Origin of the sequence: Rhodococcus sp. MEB041 (assembly GCF_030208955.1) — a bacterium.
Lineage (GTDB): Bacteria > Actinomycetota > Actinomycetes > Mycobacteriales > Mycobacteriaceae > Rhodococcoides.
The window spans coordinates 1,072,987-1,089,805 of record NZ_JARVSZ010000005.1; the positions used below are offsets into that span (position 1 = coordinate 1,072,987).

At 69.2% G+C, this 16,819-nt stretch carries 13 protein-coding genes; all 13 read left to right on the top strand.

The window, feature by feature from the left end:
* Positions 1-35 precede the first annotated feature (35 nt).
* The 13 genes from pheT (at position 36) to tyrS (ending at position 16,467) form a co-directional block, all read left to right on the top strand.
* Positions 36-2,537 carry a phenylalanine--tRNA ligase subunit beta gene (gene pheT / locus QRN16_RS19185; RefSeq protein ID WP_285188970.1) on the top strand — a complete coding sequence of 834 codons (2,502 nt, stop codon included), beginning with the start codon at positions 36-38 and terminating at the stop codon, positions 2,535-2,537.
* A gap of 48 nt (positions 2,538-2,585) precedes the next feature.
* Entirely contained in the window at positions 2,586-3,644 is a 1,059-nt protein-coding gene (gene argC / locus QRN16_RS19190) for an N-acetyl-gamma-glutamyl-phosphate reductase (RefSeq protein WP_285188971.1), read from the top strand.
* The gene (gene argJ / locus QRN16_RS19195) at positions 3,641-4,882 is read left to right on the top strand and encodes a bifunctional glutamate N-acetyltransferase/amino-acid acetyltransferase ArgJ (protein WP_285188973.1); all 1,242 of its coding nucleotides are present in this window, start codon (positions 3,641-3,643) and stop codon (positions 4,880-4,882) included. The genes argC and argJ overlap by 4 nt, the downstream gene beginning before the upstream one ends.
* Positions 4,879-5,781: an acetylglutamate kinase gene (gene argB, locus QRN16_RS19200; RefSeq protein WP_285188975.1), complete on the top strand. Its 903-nt coding sequence runs from the start codon at positions 4,879-4,881 to the stop codon at positions 5,779-5,781. The genes argJ and argB overlap by 4 nt, the downstream gene beginning before the upstream one ends.
* On the top strand, positions 5,778-6,986 hold the full coding sequence (locus QRN16_RS19205; RefSeq protein ID WP_285188976.1) for an acetylornithine transaminase: 1,209 nt from the start codon (positions 5,778-5,780) through the stop codon (positions 6,984-6,986). Before argB ends, QRN16_RS19205 begins: the two co-directional genes overlap by 4 nt.
* Positions 6,983-7,930, top strand: a complete 948-nt coding sequence (gene argF / locus QRN16_RS19210; RefSeq protein ID WP_285188977.1) for an ornithine carbamoyltransferase — start codon at positions 6,983-6,985, stop codon at positions 7,928-7,930. Before QRN16_RS19205 ends, argF begins: the two co-directional genes overlap by 4 nt.
* A complete protein-coding gene (locus QRN16_RS19215; RefSeq protein ID WP_027506737.1) occupies positions 7,927-8,430 on the top strand; it encodes an arginine repressor in 504 nt (167 codons plus the stop codon). The genes argF and QRN16_RS19215 overlap by 4 nt, the downstream gene beginning before the upstream one ends.
* A 53-nt stretch (positions 8,431-8,483) precedes the next feature.
* Positions 8,484-9,710 carry an argininosuccinate synthase gene (locus QRN16_RS19220; protein ID WP_056447988.1) on the top strand — a complete coding sequence of 409 codons (1,227 nt, stop codon included), beginning with the start codon at positions 8,484-8,486 and terminating at the stop codon, positions 9,708-9,710.
* Positions 9,707-11,134: an argininosuccinate lyase gene (gene argH, locus QRN16_RS19225; RefSeq protein WP_285188978.1), complete on the top strand. Its 1,428-nt coding sequence runs from the start codon at positions 9,707-9,709 to the stop codon at positions 11,132-11,134. The genes QRN16_RS19220 and argH overlap by 4 nt, the downstream gene beginning before the upstream one ends.
* Positions 11,135-11,243: 109 nt before the next feature.
* Positions 11,244-14,201 carry an AMP-binding protein gene (locus QRN16_RS19230; protein ID WP_056448110.1) on the top strand — a complete coding sequence of 986 codons (2,958 nt, stop codon included), beginning with the start codon at positions 11,244-11,246 and terminating at the stop codon, positions 14,199-14,201.
* A gap of 49 nt (positions 14,202-14,250) precedes the next feature.
* Positions 14,251-14,475, top strand: a complete 225-nt coding sequence (locus QRN16_RS19235) for a Trm112 family protein (RefSeq protein WP_027506733.1) — start codon at positions 14,251-14,253, stop codon at positions 14,473-14,475.
* A gap of 31 nt (positions 14,476-14,506) precedes the next feature.
* On the top strand, positions 14,507-15,154 hold the full coding sequence (locus tag QRN16_RS19240; protein ID WP_285188979.1) for a DNA-3-methyladenine glycosylase: 648 nt from the start codon (positions 14,507-14,509) through the stop codon (positions 15,152-15,154).
* A gap of 44 nt (positions 15,155-15,198) precedes the next feature.
* Positions 15,199-16,467, top strand: coding sequence for a tyrosine--tRNA ligase (gene tyrS / locus QRN16_RS19245; protein WP_285188980.1), 1,269 nt, complete (start codon positions 15,199-15,201; stop codon positions 16,465-16,467).
* The last annotated feature ends 352 nt before the right edge of the window (positions 16,468-16,819 follow it).

The following is a 16,819-nucleotide window of genomic DNA, read 5'->3' on the forward strand; positions in this document are numbered from 1 at the left end:
CAGACAAGCATTCAGACAGAGAGAGTGGAGAAGTCGTGCGAGTGCCCCAGTCCTGGTTGACCGAGGTCGTCCGGAAGGCCGCTCCCGAGTGGAGCGTCACTGCTGACGAGCTCGACGCGGGGTTCGTGTCCGTCGGCTTCGAGATCGAGGACGTCATCCCCCTTCCGGAGATCACGGGCCCGTTGGTCGTCGGCCGTGTGCAGTCCATCGAGGAGTTGACCGAGTTCAAGAAGCCGATCCGCTTCTGCCTGGTCGAGGTGGGCGAGGCGGAGCCCCGCGGAATCGTGTGCGGTGCACGGAACTTCGCGGAGGGCGACCTCATCGTGGCCGCACTTCCCGGCAGTGTTCTGCCCGGCGGGTTCGCCATCGCCGCGCGGTCCACGTACGGGCGCACGTCCGACGGCATGATCTGCTCGGTGTCCGAGCTCGGTATCGGTTCGGATCACTCCGGCATTCTCGTGCTGCCTGCCGGCACGGCCGTGCCCGGCGACGACGCACTCGCCGTTCTGGGCATGGACGACACCGTGTTCGACGTCAACGTGACGCCCGATCGCGGATACGCCCTGAGCGTGCGCGGTCTCGGCCGCGAACTGGCGTGCGGTTTCGACCTGGACTTCGTCGATCCCGCCGACGCCCCGCAGCCCGTCGTGTCCGCGGCCGCCTCCGAGGGCGAGGCGTGGCCCGTCGACGTCCGTTCCGAGTCGGGTGCCACCCGTTTCGCCGCGCGCCGCGTCGTGGGCATCGATCCGGCCGCGGTGACCCCCTGGACGATCCAGCGGCGGCTGCTGCTGTCCGGGGTGCGACCCATCTCGCCCGCGGTCGACGTCACCAACTACGTCATGCTCGAACTGGGCCAACCGCTCCACGCGTTCGACGCCTCCGCGCTGTCGGGCGGGTTGGTGGTCCGCCGGGCCGAGGCGGGGGAGACGCTCCGCACCCTCGACGACACCGTGCGCACCCTCGACCCGGAGGACGTCGTCATCGCGGACGGGTCCGGCGTGGTGTCGTTGGCCGGTGTCATGGGTGGCGCGTCCACCGAGGTGGGCGACGAGACCACCGACATCCTGCTCGAGGCGGCCATCTGGAGCCCGCTCGCCGTGTTCCGCACCGCGCGCCGTCACCGGCTGCCCAGTGAGGCGAGCCGTCGCTACGAACGAGTGGTGGACTCTGCTCTCCCGGTGCGCGCGCTCGACCGTGCCGCCGCACTGCTGGCCTCGATCGCGGGCGGCCGGGTGGAGCCCCTGCTCACCGACATCGATGCACCGACGGTGTCCGACACCGTGACCATGGATCTCGACCTGCCGGACCGGGTCGCGGGTGTGACCTATCCGAGCGGAACCGCGGTGCGCCGCCTCACCCAGGTCGGGTGCGAGGTCGTCGTGGACGTGTCCGAGGCCGGGCGCGGGGTGGCCGTCGTGACGCCGCCGACGTGGCGTCCCGACCTCCGTCAGGCCGCCGACCTGGTCGAGGAGGTGCTGCGACTCGAAGGACTGGAGTCCATTCCGTCCGTCCTGCCGCACGCTCCCGCGGGCCGCGGACTCACCGCCGCCCAGCGTCGTCGCCGGGCGGTGGGTCGGGCACTGGCCTACACGGGGCACGTCGAGGTCCTCGCGCCCGTGTTCCTGCCGGCCGGGGTCTTCGACGTCTGGGGACTCGACGCGGACGATCCGCGCCGGGTGACCACGCGGGTGCTCAATCCGTTGGAGGCGGACCGACCCGAACTGGCGACCACTCTCGTCCCCGGTCTCCTGGAGATCGCCCAGCGCAACGTCTCGCGCGGACAGCGGGATCTGGCGCTGTTCGCCGTCGCGCAGGTCGTCGAACCGGGCGAGGGCACGCGCCCGATCGATGCGCTCGCCGTCGACCGTCGTCCCACCGAGGACGAGATCGACGCTCTGAAGCAGTCGTTGCCGGTGCAGCCGCTGCACGCCGCCGTCGTCCTGACCGGTGCGGTGACGGCACCCGGGCCGTGGGGCGCCGGCCGTCCTGCCGACGCCACCGATGCCTTCAGCGCAGCGAGGACGATCGCGAGCGCGTCCGGTGTCGAGGTGGAACTCCGGTCCGCCCAGTACCTTCCGTGGCATCCGGGCAGGTGTGCCGAAGTCGTTGTCGACGGTGTCGTGGTCGGGCACGCGGGTGAGCTGCATCCCGGTGTCCTCGAGCGCGCCGGTCTGCCGCCGCGGACCTGCGCGGTGGAGATCGACCTCGATCTCGTTCCCACCCGCGAGCCGCTGCCGTCGCCGTCCATCTCGCCGTTCCCCGCCGTGCTGCAGGACGTCGCGGTCGTCGTCGACGAGTCCGTCCCGGCCGCCGCCGTGCAGTCGGCTCTGATGTCGGGGGCGGGCCCACTCCTCGAGGACATTCGTGTCTTCGACGTGTTCTCCGGCGATCAGGTCGGTGCCGGCCGGAAGTCGCTGGCTTTCGCCCTGCGGTTCCGAGCGGCCGACCGTACGTTGACCGAGGACGAGGCGAGTGCCGCTCGCGATGCCGCCGTCGCGGCAGCGGCGACGGCGGTGGGAGCCGAACTCCGACACTGACGGTGCGCCGCTTTTGAATGAGCTTGCACCGTCATGCATAATCATCGTATGGACAGTGCATCGACATCGACGGGCACCCGGGTGGCCGTCGCGGGCGCCAGTGGCTACGCGGGTGGCGAGATCCTGCGTCTGCTGCTCGGACACCCGGCAGTGCTCGACGGCCGGATGACCATCGGCGCCCTGACGGCCGGTGGAAACGCCGGAACCACGCTGGGGCAACACCATCCGCATCTCGTTCCGCTCGCGGACCGCGTGCTGGTGGACACGGACGCCGCGGCCCTGGAGGGGCACGACGTCGTATTCCTCGGGCTCCCGCACGGGAAGTCAGCCGCCCTCGCCGAACAGCTGTCGGACTCCACGCTGATCATCGACTGCGGTGCCGACTTCCGGTTGACCGACGCCGCCGCCTGGGATCGCTGGTACGGCGGGGAACACGCCGGACACTGGCCGTACGGCATGCCCGAGTTGCCCGGTGGTCGGGACGCCCTGGTCGGAGCGACGCGCATCGCGGTCCCGGGGTGCTATCCCACGGCCTCGTCGCTGGCTCTGGCGCCCGCGTTTGCTGCCGGCATGGTCGAGCCCCGCGTAACCGTGGTGGCCGTGAGCGGCACCTCCGGCGCCGGTCGCGCGGCGAAGCCGGACCTGTTGGGTTCCGAGGTCATGGGGTCGGTCCGTGCCTACGGCATCGCCGGCGCGCATCGCCACACGCCGGAGATCACGCAGAACTTGTCCGCCATCGCCGGCACCGAGGTGATCGTGTCGTTCACTCCCGTGCTGGCTCCGATGCCGCGCGGCATCCTGGCGACGTGCACCGCTCCGACGACAGTGTCAGCTTCCGAGGCGCGTGCGGCCTACGAGAAGTACTGCGCCGACGAACCTTTCCTCCACCTTCTCCCGGAGGGGCAGCTGCCGCAGACGGGTTCGGTGGTCGGGTCCAACGCGGTCCACCTGCAGGTGGCGGTCGACGAGGACGCGGGACTGCTCGTGGTCCTCGCCGCCATCGACAATCTGACGAAGGGCACCGCCGGTGCCGCGGTGCAGTCGATGAACATCGCTCTCGGACTCCCCGAGAGCGCCGGACTCTCCACGGTGGGAACAGCACCATGACCGACCACAGCCAGTCCTCTCCCGGCGCCCCCACGCGCGCTCCCGGGGTTCTCGTCCGCACACAGGGTGTGACGTCGGCAGCGGGATTCCGGGCCGCCGGGGTCGAGGCCGGTCTCCGGGCCAAGGGGGGCCTCGACGTCGCCCTCGTGGTCAACGAGGGCCCCGATCTGGCAGCGGCCGGTGTCTTCACCCTGAACAAGATCAAGGCTGCGCCCGTCCTGTGGTCGCAGCAGGTGCTGACCTCCGGTCGGCTCCGCGCCGTCGTCCTGAACTCGGGCGGCGCCAACGCCTGCACCGGTGCGCCCGGATTCCAGGACACGCACCGTACCGCCGAGCACCTCGCATCGACCCTCAGCGACTGGGGAACCGAGACGGGCGCCGGCGAGATCGCCGTGTGTTCGACCGGACTGATCGGCGACCGGTTGCCCATGGACAAGGTGCTCGGCGGTGTCACCGAGGTGGTGCACGAGCTCGCCGGAGGCATCTCGGGCGGCACCGATGCGGCCTACGCGATCATGACGACCGACACCCGGCCGAAGCAGGCCGCGATCCACCACGAGAACGGCTGGAACGTGGGCGGCATGGCCAAGGGCGCCGGCATGCTGGCGCCCTCGCTGGCGACGATGCTGTGTGTCGTCACCACGGACGCGGTGGCGAGCGCCGATCAGCTCGATCGCGCCCTCCGGCACGCGACGGCACAGTCCTTCGACCGACTCGACGTGGACGGCGCGACATCCACGAACGACACGGTGCTGCTCCTCGCGTCCGGTGCCAGCGGCATCGAGGCGACACAGGAGGAACTCGACGCCGCTGTCCTCGCGGTGTGCGACGACCTCGCGGATCAGCTGATGGCCGATGCGGAGGGCGTGACCAAGCGGATCATCGTCAGGGTCGGTGGTGCCGAGTCCGAACAGGACGCACTCGTGGCGGCGCGAACCATCGCACGCGATTCCCTCGTCAAGACGGCGCTGTTCGGCTCCGATCCCAACTGGGGCCGCGTTCTCGCCGCTGTGGGCATCGCGCCGGTCGCGCTCGATCCCGATCGCATCGTCGTGTCCTTCAACGGCAATCCCGTGTGCGTCGACAGCATGGGTGTGCCCGGCGCTCGTGAGGTCGATCTCTCGGCCGTCGACATCACGGTCGAGGTGGACCTCGGTGTCGGCTCCGCGTCGGCGTCGATCAGGACCACGGATCTGTCGCACGCCTACGTCGAAGAGAACTCGGCGTACTCGTCATGACGTCGTCCGAGCCCGTGTCTGCACACGACACCGCACGCATCCTCGCCGGCGCCCTCCCGTGGCTCCAGCAGTGGACGGGCAAGGTCGTCGTGGTCAAGTACGGCGGCAATGCCATGATCGACGATCGACTCAAGGCAGCGTTCGCGGCCGACATGGCGTTCCTGCGCACCGTCGGTATCCACCCGGTGGTCGTGCACGGCGGCGGTCCCCAGATCACCGCCATGCTCACTCGACTCGGACTGGTGGGGGAGTTCCGCGGCGGCTTCCGCGTGACGACGCCCGAGGTGATGGACGTCGTGCGCATGGTCCTGTTCGGGCAGGTAGGTCGCGAGCTGGTCGGACTGATCAACGCGCACGGCCCCTACGCTGTCGGCATCTCCGGCGAGGACGCGCACCTGTTCACGGCGACTCGACGGACCGTGACCGTCGACGGTGTCGCCACCGACATCGGTCTGGTGGGCGACGTGACGACGGTGAATCCCGCTGCCGTGCACGACCTCATCGAGGCCGGGCGCATCCCGGTCGTCTCGACCATCGCTCCCGACGCGGACGGCGTCGTGCACAACATCAACGCGGACACCGCGGCCGCGGCCCTCGCGGAGGCGCTCGGCGCGCAGAAGCTCGTCGTCCTCACCGACGTCGAGGGGCTCTACACGAGCTGGCCGGACCGCGGGTCGCTCGTCTCGGAGATCGAGGCGGACGTCCTCGCCGAACTGCTGCCCGGCCTGGACGCCGGCATGGTCCCCAAGATGGAGGCATGTCTGCGCGCGGTGCGCGGGGGAGTTCCCAGCGCCCATGTCATCGACGGTCGACTCGAGCACTCCGTGCTCCTGGAACTGTTCACCGGCGAGGGCATCGGCACGATGGTGCACGACGGCAGTACGAGAGGACGGGCATGACCAGCACGGAGCAACTGCAGCAACGCTTCTCGAATGCGCTGATGAACAACTACGGCGTGCCGCGCGTGGCGCTGGTCGGCGGTTCGGGAGCCGTGGTGACGGACGCCGACGGCAAGGAGTACCTCGATCTCCTCGCCGGGATCGCGGTCAACATCCTCGGCCACGGACATCCTGCCGTCGTCGAGGCGGTCTCCGCCCAGCTGACGACGCTGGGCCACACGTCCAACCTCTACGCGGCGCCGCCGTCGATCGAACTGGCGGAGCACCTCCTCGAGCACCTCGGTCACGCTGCCGGCGGCGATGCTCGGGTGTTCCTCTGCAACTCCGGCACCGAGGCCAACGAGGCCGCCTTCAAGATCGCGCGTCTCACGGGTCGACCGAACATCATCGCGGCGGAGAACGCGTTCCACGGTCGGACCATGGGAGCCCTCGCGCTCACGGGGCAGGCGGACAAGCGGGCTCCGTTCGAGCCCATGCCCGCCGGTGTGTCGCACGTTCCCTACGGCGACATCGCCGCGCTCGAGGCGGCGGTCGACGAGAACACGGCCGCCGTCTTCCTCGAACCGATCATGGGTGAGGGCGGAGTCGTCGTCCCGCCGGAGGGCTATCTGCCCGCAGCGCGCGAGATCACCGCGCGCCACGGCGCCCTGCTGATCCTCGACGAGGTCCAGACGGGCATCGGTCGTACGGGGTGGTTCTACGCCCATCAGCGGTTCGGCATCGTCCCGGACGTCATCACCCTCGCGAAGGGGCTGGGCGGGGGACTGCCCATCGGCGCCTGCATCGGCATCGGCCCGGCAGCCGCCATGCTCACCCCGGGCAAGCACGGGACCACATTCGGTGGCAACCCGGTGTGTTCGGCGGCGGCCCTGGCCGTGCTGCGCACTCTCGCGTCCGAGGATCTGCTCTCGCACGCCGACCGGCTGGGCAAGATCCTGCGACACGGCATCGAGGCGCTCGGACATCCCCTCGTCGATCACGTACGGGGTGCGGGCCTTCTGCTGGGCATCGTCCTCACCGAGCCGGTGGCGGCCGATGTCGAGACCGCGGCCCGCCACGCAGGCTTCCTGGTGAACGCGGCGCAGGCGAACGTCCTGCGTCTGGCGCCGCCCCTGATCATCACGGACGAGCAGGCAGCATCGTTCGTCCGTGCACTTCCCGCGGTCCTCGACGAGGCGCGGCCGACAGCAGAGGCGACCTCGTGACACTGCGGCACTTCCTTCGAGACGACGATCTCTCCCCCGAGGAGCAGGCCGAGATCCTCGCTCTCGCAGCCGAACTCAAGAAGGCGCCGTTCTCGCGGCGCCCGTTGGAGGGTCCGCGCGGCGTCGGCGTCATCTTCGAGAAGAACTCGACGCGCACCCGCTTCTCGTTCGAGATGGGCATCGCGCAGCTCGGCGGCCACGCAGTGGTCGTCGACGGCCGCAGCACGCAGCTCGGACGCGAGGAGACGCTGCAGGACACCGGGCGCGTGCTGTCCCGCTACGTCGACGCCGTCGTGTGGCGCACGTTCGGGCAGAAGCGCCTCGAGCAGATGGCGACGGGGGCGAGCGTGCCCATCGTCAACGCCCTGTCCGACGATTTCCACCCCTGCCAGGTGCTGGCCGATCTCCAGACGCTCGCCGAGCGCAAGGGATCGTTGAGAGGTCTGCGTCTCTCGTACTTCGGCGACGGTGCCAACAACATGGCGCACTCCCTCATGCTCGGCGCCGTCACCGCCGGCGTCGACGTCACGATCGCCGCCCCGGAGGGCTTCGTGCCGGACCCGTCGGTGCTGGCGGCCACGCAGGAGCGCGGTGAGCGGACGGGAGCGAGCGTGAGCGTCACGAACGATCCGATCGCCGCCGCGACCGGAGCCGACGTGCTGGTCACCGACACGTGGACATCGATGGGACAGGAGAACGACGGCCTGGACCGCGTCGGACCCCTCCGCCCGTTCCAGATCAACGAGTCGCTGCTCGACCGTGCCGACTCGGAGGCACTCGTCCTGCACTGCCTCCCGGCCCACCGCGGCGAGGAGATCAGCGACACGGTGCTCGACGGCCCTCGCAGCGTCGTGTGGGACGAAGCCGAGAACCGGTTGCACGCACAGAAGGCCGTCCTGGTGTGGCTGCTCGAGCAGGCGGCATCGGGACGACGGACGCCGTGACCGCCGAGTCGCAGGGCCCGGTGACGTCGTCGACGCGCGCCGGGCGCCAGGCGCGCGTCGTGGCCCTGCTCTCCACCCACCAGGTCCGATCGCAGCAGGAACTCCAGTCGCTGCTCGCGGCGGAGGGGATCGAGGCCACCCAGGCCACTCTCTCCCGCGATCTCGACGAGTTGGGCGCCGTCAAACTTCGCGCCGCCGACGGCGGTGCGGGCGTCTACGTCGTTCCCGAGGACGGCAGCCCGGTCCGAGGGGTCGCGGGCGGCACCGATCGGCTCTCCCGGCTGCTCGGCGAGTTGCTCGTCTCCACCGACGCCAGCTCCACGATGGCTGTTCTCCGCACGCCGCCCGGAGCTGCGCACTATCTCGCCAGTGCACTGGACCGCGCGGCACTGCCCGAGATTGTGGGAACGGTCGCGGGGGATGACACCATCTTCGTGATCGCCCGCGATCCGCTGTCCGGACGCGAGCTCGCCGACCGCATCGAGAATCTCGCGCGCTGAACCACCAGTCCGAATCCCAGAACGTCCGAATCACACGAAGGAGCACACACCCCATGGCCGAACGCGTCATCCTCGCCTACTCCGGCGGTCTCGACACCTCTGTCGCCATCAGCTGGATCGGCCGCGAGACCGGCAAGGAGGTGGTCGCCGTGGCGATCGACCTCGGCCAGGGTGGCGAGGACATGGAGGTCATCCGGCAGCGCGCACTCGACTGCGGCGCCGTCGAAGCCGTCGTCGTCGACGCTCGGGACGAGTTCGCGGACGAGTACTGCCTGCCGACCATCCAGTCGAACGCCCTCTACATGGACCGCTACCCGCTGGTGTCGGCCATCAGCCGTCCCCTCATCGTCAAGCACCTCGTCGAGAACGCGCGCTCGCACGGCGGCACCGTCGTCGCTCACGGCTGCACCGGCAAGGGCAACGACCAGGTGCGCTTCGAGGTCGGTTTCAACACGCTCGCGCCCGAGCTCGAGGTGCTGGCCCCCGTGCGCGACTACGCCTGGACCCGCGAGAAGGCCATCGCCTTCGCCGAGGAGAACAGCATCCCCATCAACGTCACCAAGAAGTCGCCGTTCTCGATCGACCAGAACGTGTGGGGTCGCGCCGTGGAGACCGGGTTCCTCGAGGATCTGTGGAACGCCCCGACCAAGGACGTCTACGACTACACCGAGGATCCGACGGCCAACTTCAACGCGCCGGACGAGCTGGTCATCACGTTCGACAAGGGACGCCCGATCGCCATCGACGGCCGCCCGGTGTCGGTGCTGCAGGCGATCCAGGAACTGAACACCCGTGCGGGCAAGCAGGGTGTCGGCCGCCTCGACGTGGTCGAGGACCGGCTCGTCGGCATCAAGAGCCGCGAGGTCTACGAGGCTCCCGGCGCCATGGTCCTGATCCGTGCCCACGAGGAGCTCGAGCACGTCACCCTCGAACGCGAGCTCGGCCGCTACAAGCGGCACACGGACCAGAAGTGGGCCGAGCAGGTCTACGACGGCCTGTGGTTCTCGCCGCTCAAGGGTGCACTCGACACCTTCGTCCAGCACACCCAGGAGCACGTGTCCGGCGAGATCCGCCTGGTGCTGCACGCCGGCACCGTCGTCGTGAACGGTCGTCGCAGCGGGGAGTCGCTGTACGACTTCAACCTCGCGACCTACGACGCGGGCGACACCTTCGATCAGTCGTCGGCCAAGGGCTTCGTGCAGCTGCACGGCCTGTCGTCCAAGATCGCCGCCAGCCGTGACCGTGGCGCGGTGGCGGCGCAGGGACAGTCGGACCTGTGACGTCACCCGCTCACGGCACCAACGCGGGCGCTCTGTGGGGTGGGCGCTTCGCGTCGGGTCCCGCGGAAGCCATGGCGGCGCTGAGCAAGTCGACCCACTTCGACTGGGTGCTCGCCCCGTACGACGTCCGTGCCTCCAAGGCTCACGCACGTGTGCTCAACTCGGCCGGCCTGCTGACGGCGGGCGATCTCGAGGCGATGCTCACCGGCCTCGATCAGCTCGCCGCCGACGTCGACTCGGGTGCGTTCGGTCCCGCAGAGTCCGACGAGGACGTGCACGGCGCACTCGAGCGCGGGCTGATCGACCGGGTCGGTCCCGAGCTCGGCGGCAGGTTGCGTGCCGGCAGGTCGCGCAACGACCAGGTCGCGACCCTGTTCCGGATGTGGCTGCGGGACGCGGTGCGGCGGGTGTCGGCGGGCGTGCTGGACGTGGTCGAGGCCCTCACCGGGCAGGCGCAGGCACATCCCGACGCGGCGATGCCGGGCAAGACGCACTCGCAGGCCGCGCAGCCGGTCCTGCTCGCGCATCATCTGCTCGCACACACCCATCCGCTGCTGCGGGACGTGCAGCGCTTCCGGGACTTCGACGGCCGCGCCGCGGTGTCGCCCTACGGTTCGGGCGCCCTGGCGGGCTCGTCGCTCGGACTCGACCCGGAGAAGATCGCCGCGGAGCTCGGGTTCGACGGTTCCGCGGAGAACTCGATCGACGCGACGAGTTCGCGCGACTTCGCCGCCGAGGCGGCGTTCGTCCTGGCCATGACTGCCGTGGACCTGTCGCGTCTCGCCGAGGAGATCGTGTCGTGGAGCACCCCGGAGTACGGCTACGTGACACTCGCCGACGCATGGTCGACGGGCAGTTCGATCATGCCGCAGAAGAAGAACCCGGACGTCGCGGAGCTCACGCGCGGCAAGACCGGGCGACTGATCGGCAATCTCACCGGTCTGCTCGCGACGCTCAAGGCTCAGCCCCTCGCGTACAACCGTGATCTGCAGGAGGACAAGGAGCCCGTCTTCGACTCGGTGCTCCAACTCGAGATGCTTCTGCCCGCCCTGACCGGGTTGGTGTCCACCCTCACCTTCCACACCGACCGGCTGCGCGAGCTGGCGCCGGCGGGATTCACGCTGGCGACGGACATCGCCGAGTGGCTCGTCCGCAACGGTGTGCCGTTCCGGCACGCCCACGAGGTGGCAGGCGACTGCGTGCGACGTGCGGAGTCGCGCGGTGTGGGTCTGGACGAACTGACCGACGAGGAGTTCGCGACGATCGACCCGGCGCTCACGCCGGAGGTCCGCTCGGTGCTCACCGTCGACGGATCCATCGGCTCGCGGGACAGCCGCGGCGGTACCGCGCCCGCGCGGGTGGCGGAGCAGATCATCGTGGTCCAGCGCACCGCGGGCGAGCTCAGGACGTGGATCACGGCCTGACGGGACGACCCGATCCGAGCGGTCGGAGTGGTGTGAGACGCTGTGTCCTCATCGGTCGACGAGTCGTGGACCACACCGACCGAATCGATGCCGCCTTCGAGGAGTGCAGTTGCTGGGAATCGACACCGGGTCGGTCGCGACGTCGTTGCGGCGTGTGGTCGCCACGGCGCAGAACGGGCTCGAGGTCATCCGTCTCGGGGGACTCGAGACGGATGCCGTTCCGTCTCCCTTCTCGGTGGTCGCGCGTGATCGTATGTACCGGCTGCGTCGGTACTTCCCGGAGTCCGAGCAGACGGGTCCGCCCGTCGTGCTCGTACCGCCGATGATGATGTCGGCCGACGTCTACGACGTCACCCGCGACCAGGGCGGCGTCGGCATCCTGCACGAGGCGGGGATGGACCCCTGGGTGGTCGACTTCGGTTCGCCGGCCACCGAGGAGGGCGGGTGGAACCGGACGCTGGCGGACCACATCGTCGCGATCAGCGAGATCATCGACATCGTCGCCGAGCGGACGGGTCGCGAGGTCCACCTCGGTGGGTACTCGCAGGGCGGCATGTTCTGTTACCAGGCCGCCGCGTACCGCTCGAGTCGCGACATCGCCAGCATCATCACGTTCGGCAGTCCGGTGGACACCCTCGCGGCGCTCCCTCTCGGGATCCCGGCGAACGTGGCCACCAAGGGTGCCGAGTTCCTCGCCGAGCACGTGTTCACGCGTCTCGCGGTGACCGACTGGATGGCCCGCACCGGGTTCCAGTTGCTCGACCCGGCCAAGACCGTCAAGTCGCGCATCGACTTCCTGCTCCAGCTCCACGACCGGGACGCGCTCCTGCCCCGCGAGTCCCAGCGCCGGTTCCTCGCGATGGACGGGTGGGTCGCCTGGTCGGGCCCGGCGGTCGCGGAACTGTTGACGCAGTTCGTCGTGCACAACCGCATGATGACGGGTGGGTTCTCCATCCGCGGCAAGGTCGTCTCGCTCGCGGAACTGACCATGCCGATCCTCGCGTTCGTGGGGGAGGTCGACGACATCGGCCAACCGCTCGCGGTGCGCGGCATCCGCAAGGCGGCTCCGCGGGCCAAGGTGTACGAAGCAGGGCTCCGCGCCGGGCACTTCGGACTGGTGGTGGGGAGCACCGCGGCCACGCAGACGTGGCCGAGCACGGCGGGGTGGATCCGGTGGCGCGAGGGCCTGGGGCCGCGGCCGGTCGAGGTGCACGCCATGGGGTACGACGAGCACCCGGCCTCGGAGAGCGGCGTGTCGGTGGGAAATCGTCTCGTCCACACCGCGGCCACCATCGCCGAGGTCGGCCTGGGTCTCGGTCGCGGCATCGCCTCGGCGGCGGCCGGGGCCGTGAAGGGGTCTCGTGAGATCTCGTCCGAGGCCGCTCGCACACTGCCCCGTCTCGCCAGACTCGGCCAGCTGCAACCTCATTCGCAGGTCTCCCTCGGTCGTCTGCTCGGTGAGCAGGCTCGGCGCGCGAGTGCCGGTGAGTGCTTCGTGTTCGACGACCGTGTGTACTCCTACGCCGCCGTGGACCAGCGCATCGACAACGTGGTGCGCGGCCTGATCGTCAACGGTGTACGCCCCGCGATGCACGTCGGAGTGCTGATGGAGACACGTCCGAGCGCACTCGCCGCCGTCGCCGCACTGTCCCGCATCGGTGCGGTGGCCGTCATGCTGCAGCCCACCAGCGATCTCTCGGCGTCGCTGCGACTCGGGCGCGTCGAACTGCTGATCGTCGACCCCGACAATCTGGCCGGATCCGTCGACCACGGACTGGACGTGCTGGTCCTGGGCGGCGGCGAGTCCCGCTCGCTCGACATCGAGGACTCCGACCTGGTCGTGGATCTCGAGCAGGTCGACCCGTCGACGGTGGAGTTGCCGGGGTGGTACGTCCCCAACCCCGGGCGCGCACGGGAACTCGCCTTCGTGCTGTTCAGCGGGAACGACGACACCCTGGATGCCAAGTTCATCACCAACTACCGCTGGGCTCTGTCGGCCTTCGGTACGGCCAGCTCCGCAGGTCTGTCCCGCGGCGACACCGTGTACTGCCTGGCGCCGCTGCACCATTCGGCCGGACTGCTCGTGGCGGTGGGCGGCGCGTTGGCGGGCGGGTCCCGCATCGCGCTGTCGCGCGGTGTCGAGCCCGAGCGCTTCGCGGACGAGGTGCAGCGCTACGGCGTCACGGTCGTGTCCTACACGTGGACCATGATGCGGGACATCCTGACGTCGGAGTCCCTTCCGCACCGAGGACAGCACGCCGTACGGCTCCTCATCGGATCGGGCATGCCCACCAACCTGTGGCGGCACACGCTCGAACGACTGGCACCTGCGCGGGTACTCGAGTTCTACGCGTCCACCGAGGGCGACGTCGTCCTCGCGAACGTGGCGGGAACGAAGATCGGGGCAAAGGGTCGCCCGCTGCCGGGCAGTGCACGGGTGGAACTCGCGGCATACGACGCCGTCTCGGGTCGGTACCTCGTGGACGAGCAGGGATTCGTCCGACACTGCGAGACCGGCGAACCCGGCCTGTTGCTCGGCCGCCCCGGACTGGACGACTCCAGCGGCGCGTTCATGCGTGGTGTCTTCAGTGCCGGCGACGTGTGGACTCCGACCAACCTGCTGTTCCGCCGGGACGAGGGCGGTGACTACTGGTTGCTCGGGCACAAGCGCTCGGTGATCACCACCGCACGCGGACCCGTCTACCCGCAGCCGATAGCCGACGCGATCGGCGAGGCGGAGCCGGTGGACCTGGCCGTGGCGTACGGCATCGGGGAGCACGGTGACCAGTGGTCGGTGTGCGCGGTGACCGTGCGGGCGGGTCAGAACCTCACGGCGTCGATGGTGTCGGACGCGCTTTTGGTGTTGGATCCGGCCGAGCGACCCGACGTCGTGCACGTGGTCGCAGACATCCCGCTGAGCCGCGCGTTCCGACCACTCGACGACACGCTTCGCGCTGCCGGACTGCCCGGTCCGGGGGTCAAGACCTGGTATCTGGCGTCGACGTCCGGCGAGTACAAGCGCATGACGAAGGCAGTGGCGGCGGAGCGCTTCACCGCGCATCAGTAGGGTGAGATCGCGTCGGAAGACCGACGCGACGACGGAACGAGGAGTCCTCTTGAGCGTCGATGCTCGCTTGCACAGCATTCTCGCCTGCCCGCAGGACAAGGGTCCGCTTCTACTGATCCAGGACGAGCTGCTCTACAACCCCCGGCTGCGCCGTGTCTACCCCATCGAGAACGGCATTCCGGTGCTGCTCATCGACGATGCGCGTGACGCCACCGACGCCGAGCACGAGGACATTCTGGCTCGGGCGACCGCGCCCGCTCCGATCGCGGAGTGACGGGAGCGACCGCGACTCGTCGATCGCCGACATGACCGGCCCCGTACTGCCGTCCGAACGACTTCTCGGGTCCACGACTCCCGTCGACGCGGCGACGCGTCTGCTCGGCGCCAGTCTGACCTGCGCCGGCGTCACGCTGCGCATCGTCGAGGTGGAGGCGTACGGCGGAGATCCCGGCGGACCCTGGCCCGACCCCGCGGCGCACTCGTTCCGAGGCCCCACACCGCGCAACTCGGTCATGTTCGGGCCGCCCGGTCGCCTGTACGTCTATCTCAGCTACGGGATGCATCTGTGCGCGAACATCGTCTGTGGTCCTGACGGAACGGCCGGCGCCGTCCTGATCCGCGCGGGTGAGGTCGTCGACGGTCTCGCGGTCGCCAGGACGCGGAGGCCCCGCGCACCGAAGTTCGGCATGGCGCGCGGACCTGGCAACGTCGGGAGTGTTCTCGCACTGTCGTTGGCCCACAACGGTGTTCGTGTCTTCGCCGAGAGCGCGGAGGTGTCGGTGACGCTGTCGGACGAGACGGCGTCACCGGTACAGTCAGGTCCTCGTGTCGGCGTGTCCACCGCTCCCGACCGTCCGTGGCGTTTCTGGATTCCCTCGGTGGCCGTGTCTGCCTATCGACGGAGCCCGCGAGCTCCGACAGACCCCGCCGGGGAGCCCGGTACTCAGGCCTGAGGGCGCCGTCGGGTGACGTGCGTGCATGCGAAAGAATCAGCGGTGTGAGCATCATCGAGGACCTGACCTGGCGTGGACTGATAGCCCAGTCGACAGACATCGAGGCACTGACAGCGGCGACCACCGCGGACGGCCCGATCACCCTCTACGCGGGATTCGATCCGACGGGACCGAGCTTGCACGCAGGGCACCTCGTTCCGCTGCTGGTCCTGTCACGTTTCCAGCGTGCGGGTCATCGTCCGATCGTGCTGGCCGGCGGAGCCACCGGACTCATCGGTGATCCGCGTGACGTCGGCGAACGCGTCATGAACTCGAGCGACAAGGTGGCCGAGTGGGCCGATCGCATCAAGGGTCAGCTCTCTCGCTTCGTCGACTTCGAGGGTGCCGGCGCTGCGGTCATCGCGAACAACCTCGACTGGACCGCGTCGCTGTCGGCCATCGACTTCCTCCGCGACATCGGCAAGCACTTCTCCGTCAACGTGATGTTGGCGCGGGACACGGTGAAGAAGCGCCTCGAATCGGACGGGATGTCCTACACCGAGTTCAGCTACATGTTGTTGCAAGCGCAGGACTACCTACACCTGCATCGGCAGCACGGATGCACCTTGCAGGTCGGCGGATCGGATCAGTGGGGCAACATCGTCGCGGGCATCGATCTCACCCGACGTATGGACGGCGACGCCGTGCACGGGCTGACCGTTCCTCTGGTCACTGCGGCGGACGGCACGAAGTTCGGTAAGTCCACCGGTGGCGGAAGCCTGTGGCTCGACCCCGAGATGACGTCGCCGTACGCCTGGTACCAGTACTTCGTGAACACGGCCGACGCCGACGTCGTGAAGTACCTGCGCTGGTTCACGTTCCTCGATCGTGACGAGCTGGCGGAACTCGAGGCGGCGACGGCAGAACGACCCCAGGCCCGCGCGGCGCAGAAGCGACTGGCTGCGGAGATGACGACGCTGGTGCACGGCGCGGACAACACCGCGGCCGTCGAACTTGCCAGCTCCGCCCTGTTCGGCCGGGGAGAGCTTCGCGACCTGGACGCGGGGACACTGTCGGCCGCGCTGTCGGAGACCGACGTCGCCGAGCTGCCGGCAGGGGAGGAGCGCACGATCGTCGACCTTCTTGTCGACACGTCGCTGTGCGAGTCGAAGGGCGCCGCCCGTCGTGTGGTGAAGGAGGGGGGAGTGTCGGTCAACAACCAGAAGATCGCTGCCGAGGACTGGACTCCCTCCGCGGACGACTTCCTGCACGGTGAGTGGCTGGTGCTGCGTCGGGGTAAGAAGAACATGGCCGGCGTACGGCGCTCGGTGTGAGCCACGCGTGCGCGGGGTCACAGTCGGGGTTCGAGCACTCGAAGGCCCGCGAGGCGCCGGAGCGGCGCGCTGACCTGCATGGTCGCGAGCCCGTCGTGTGGCCGACCTGCGGATTTGACGCACTGTTATCCGTCGCGTAACTTTTGTCGAGTCAGAGCGACACGGACACGGACCGAGACCGCAAGGCCTCGATCACCGGCTCCGTAGATCATCTGACATCCTGGTCACCGAAGAGTTCGAGTCTTGACTCGGCTCCGTGCGGCTGGCTAGGCTGGAACGGTTGCCCCAGATCCTCCTGCTTCGTGTGGGTGGTGGTGGTGTGTGCGTGTTCTTTGAGAACTCAACAGTGTGT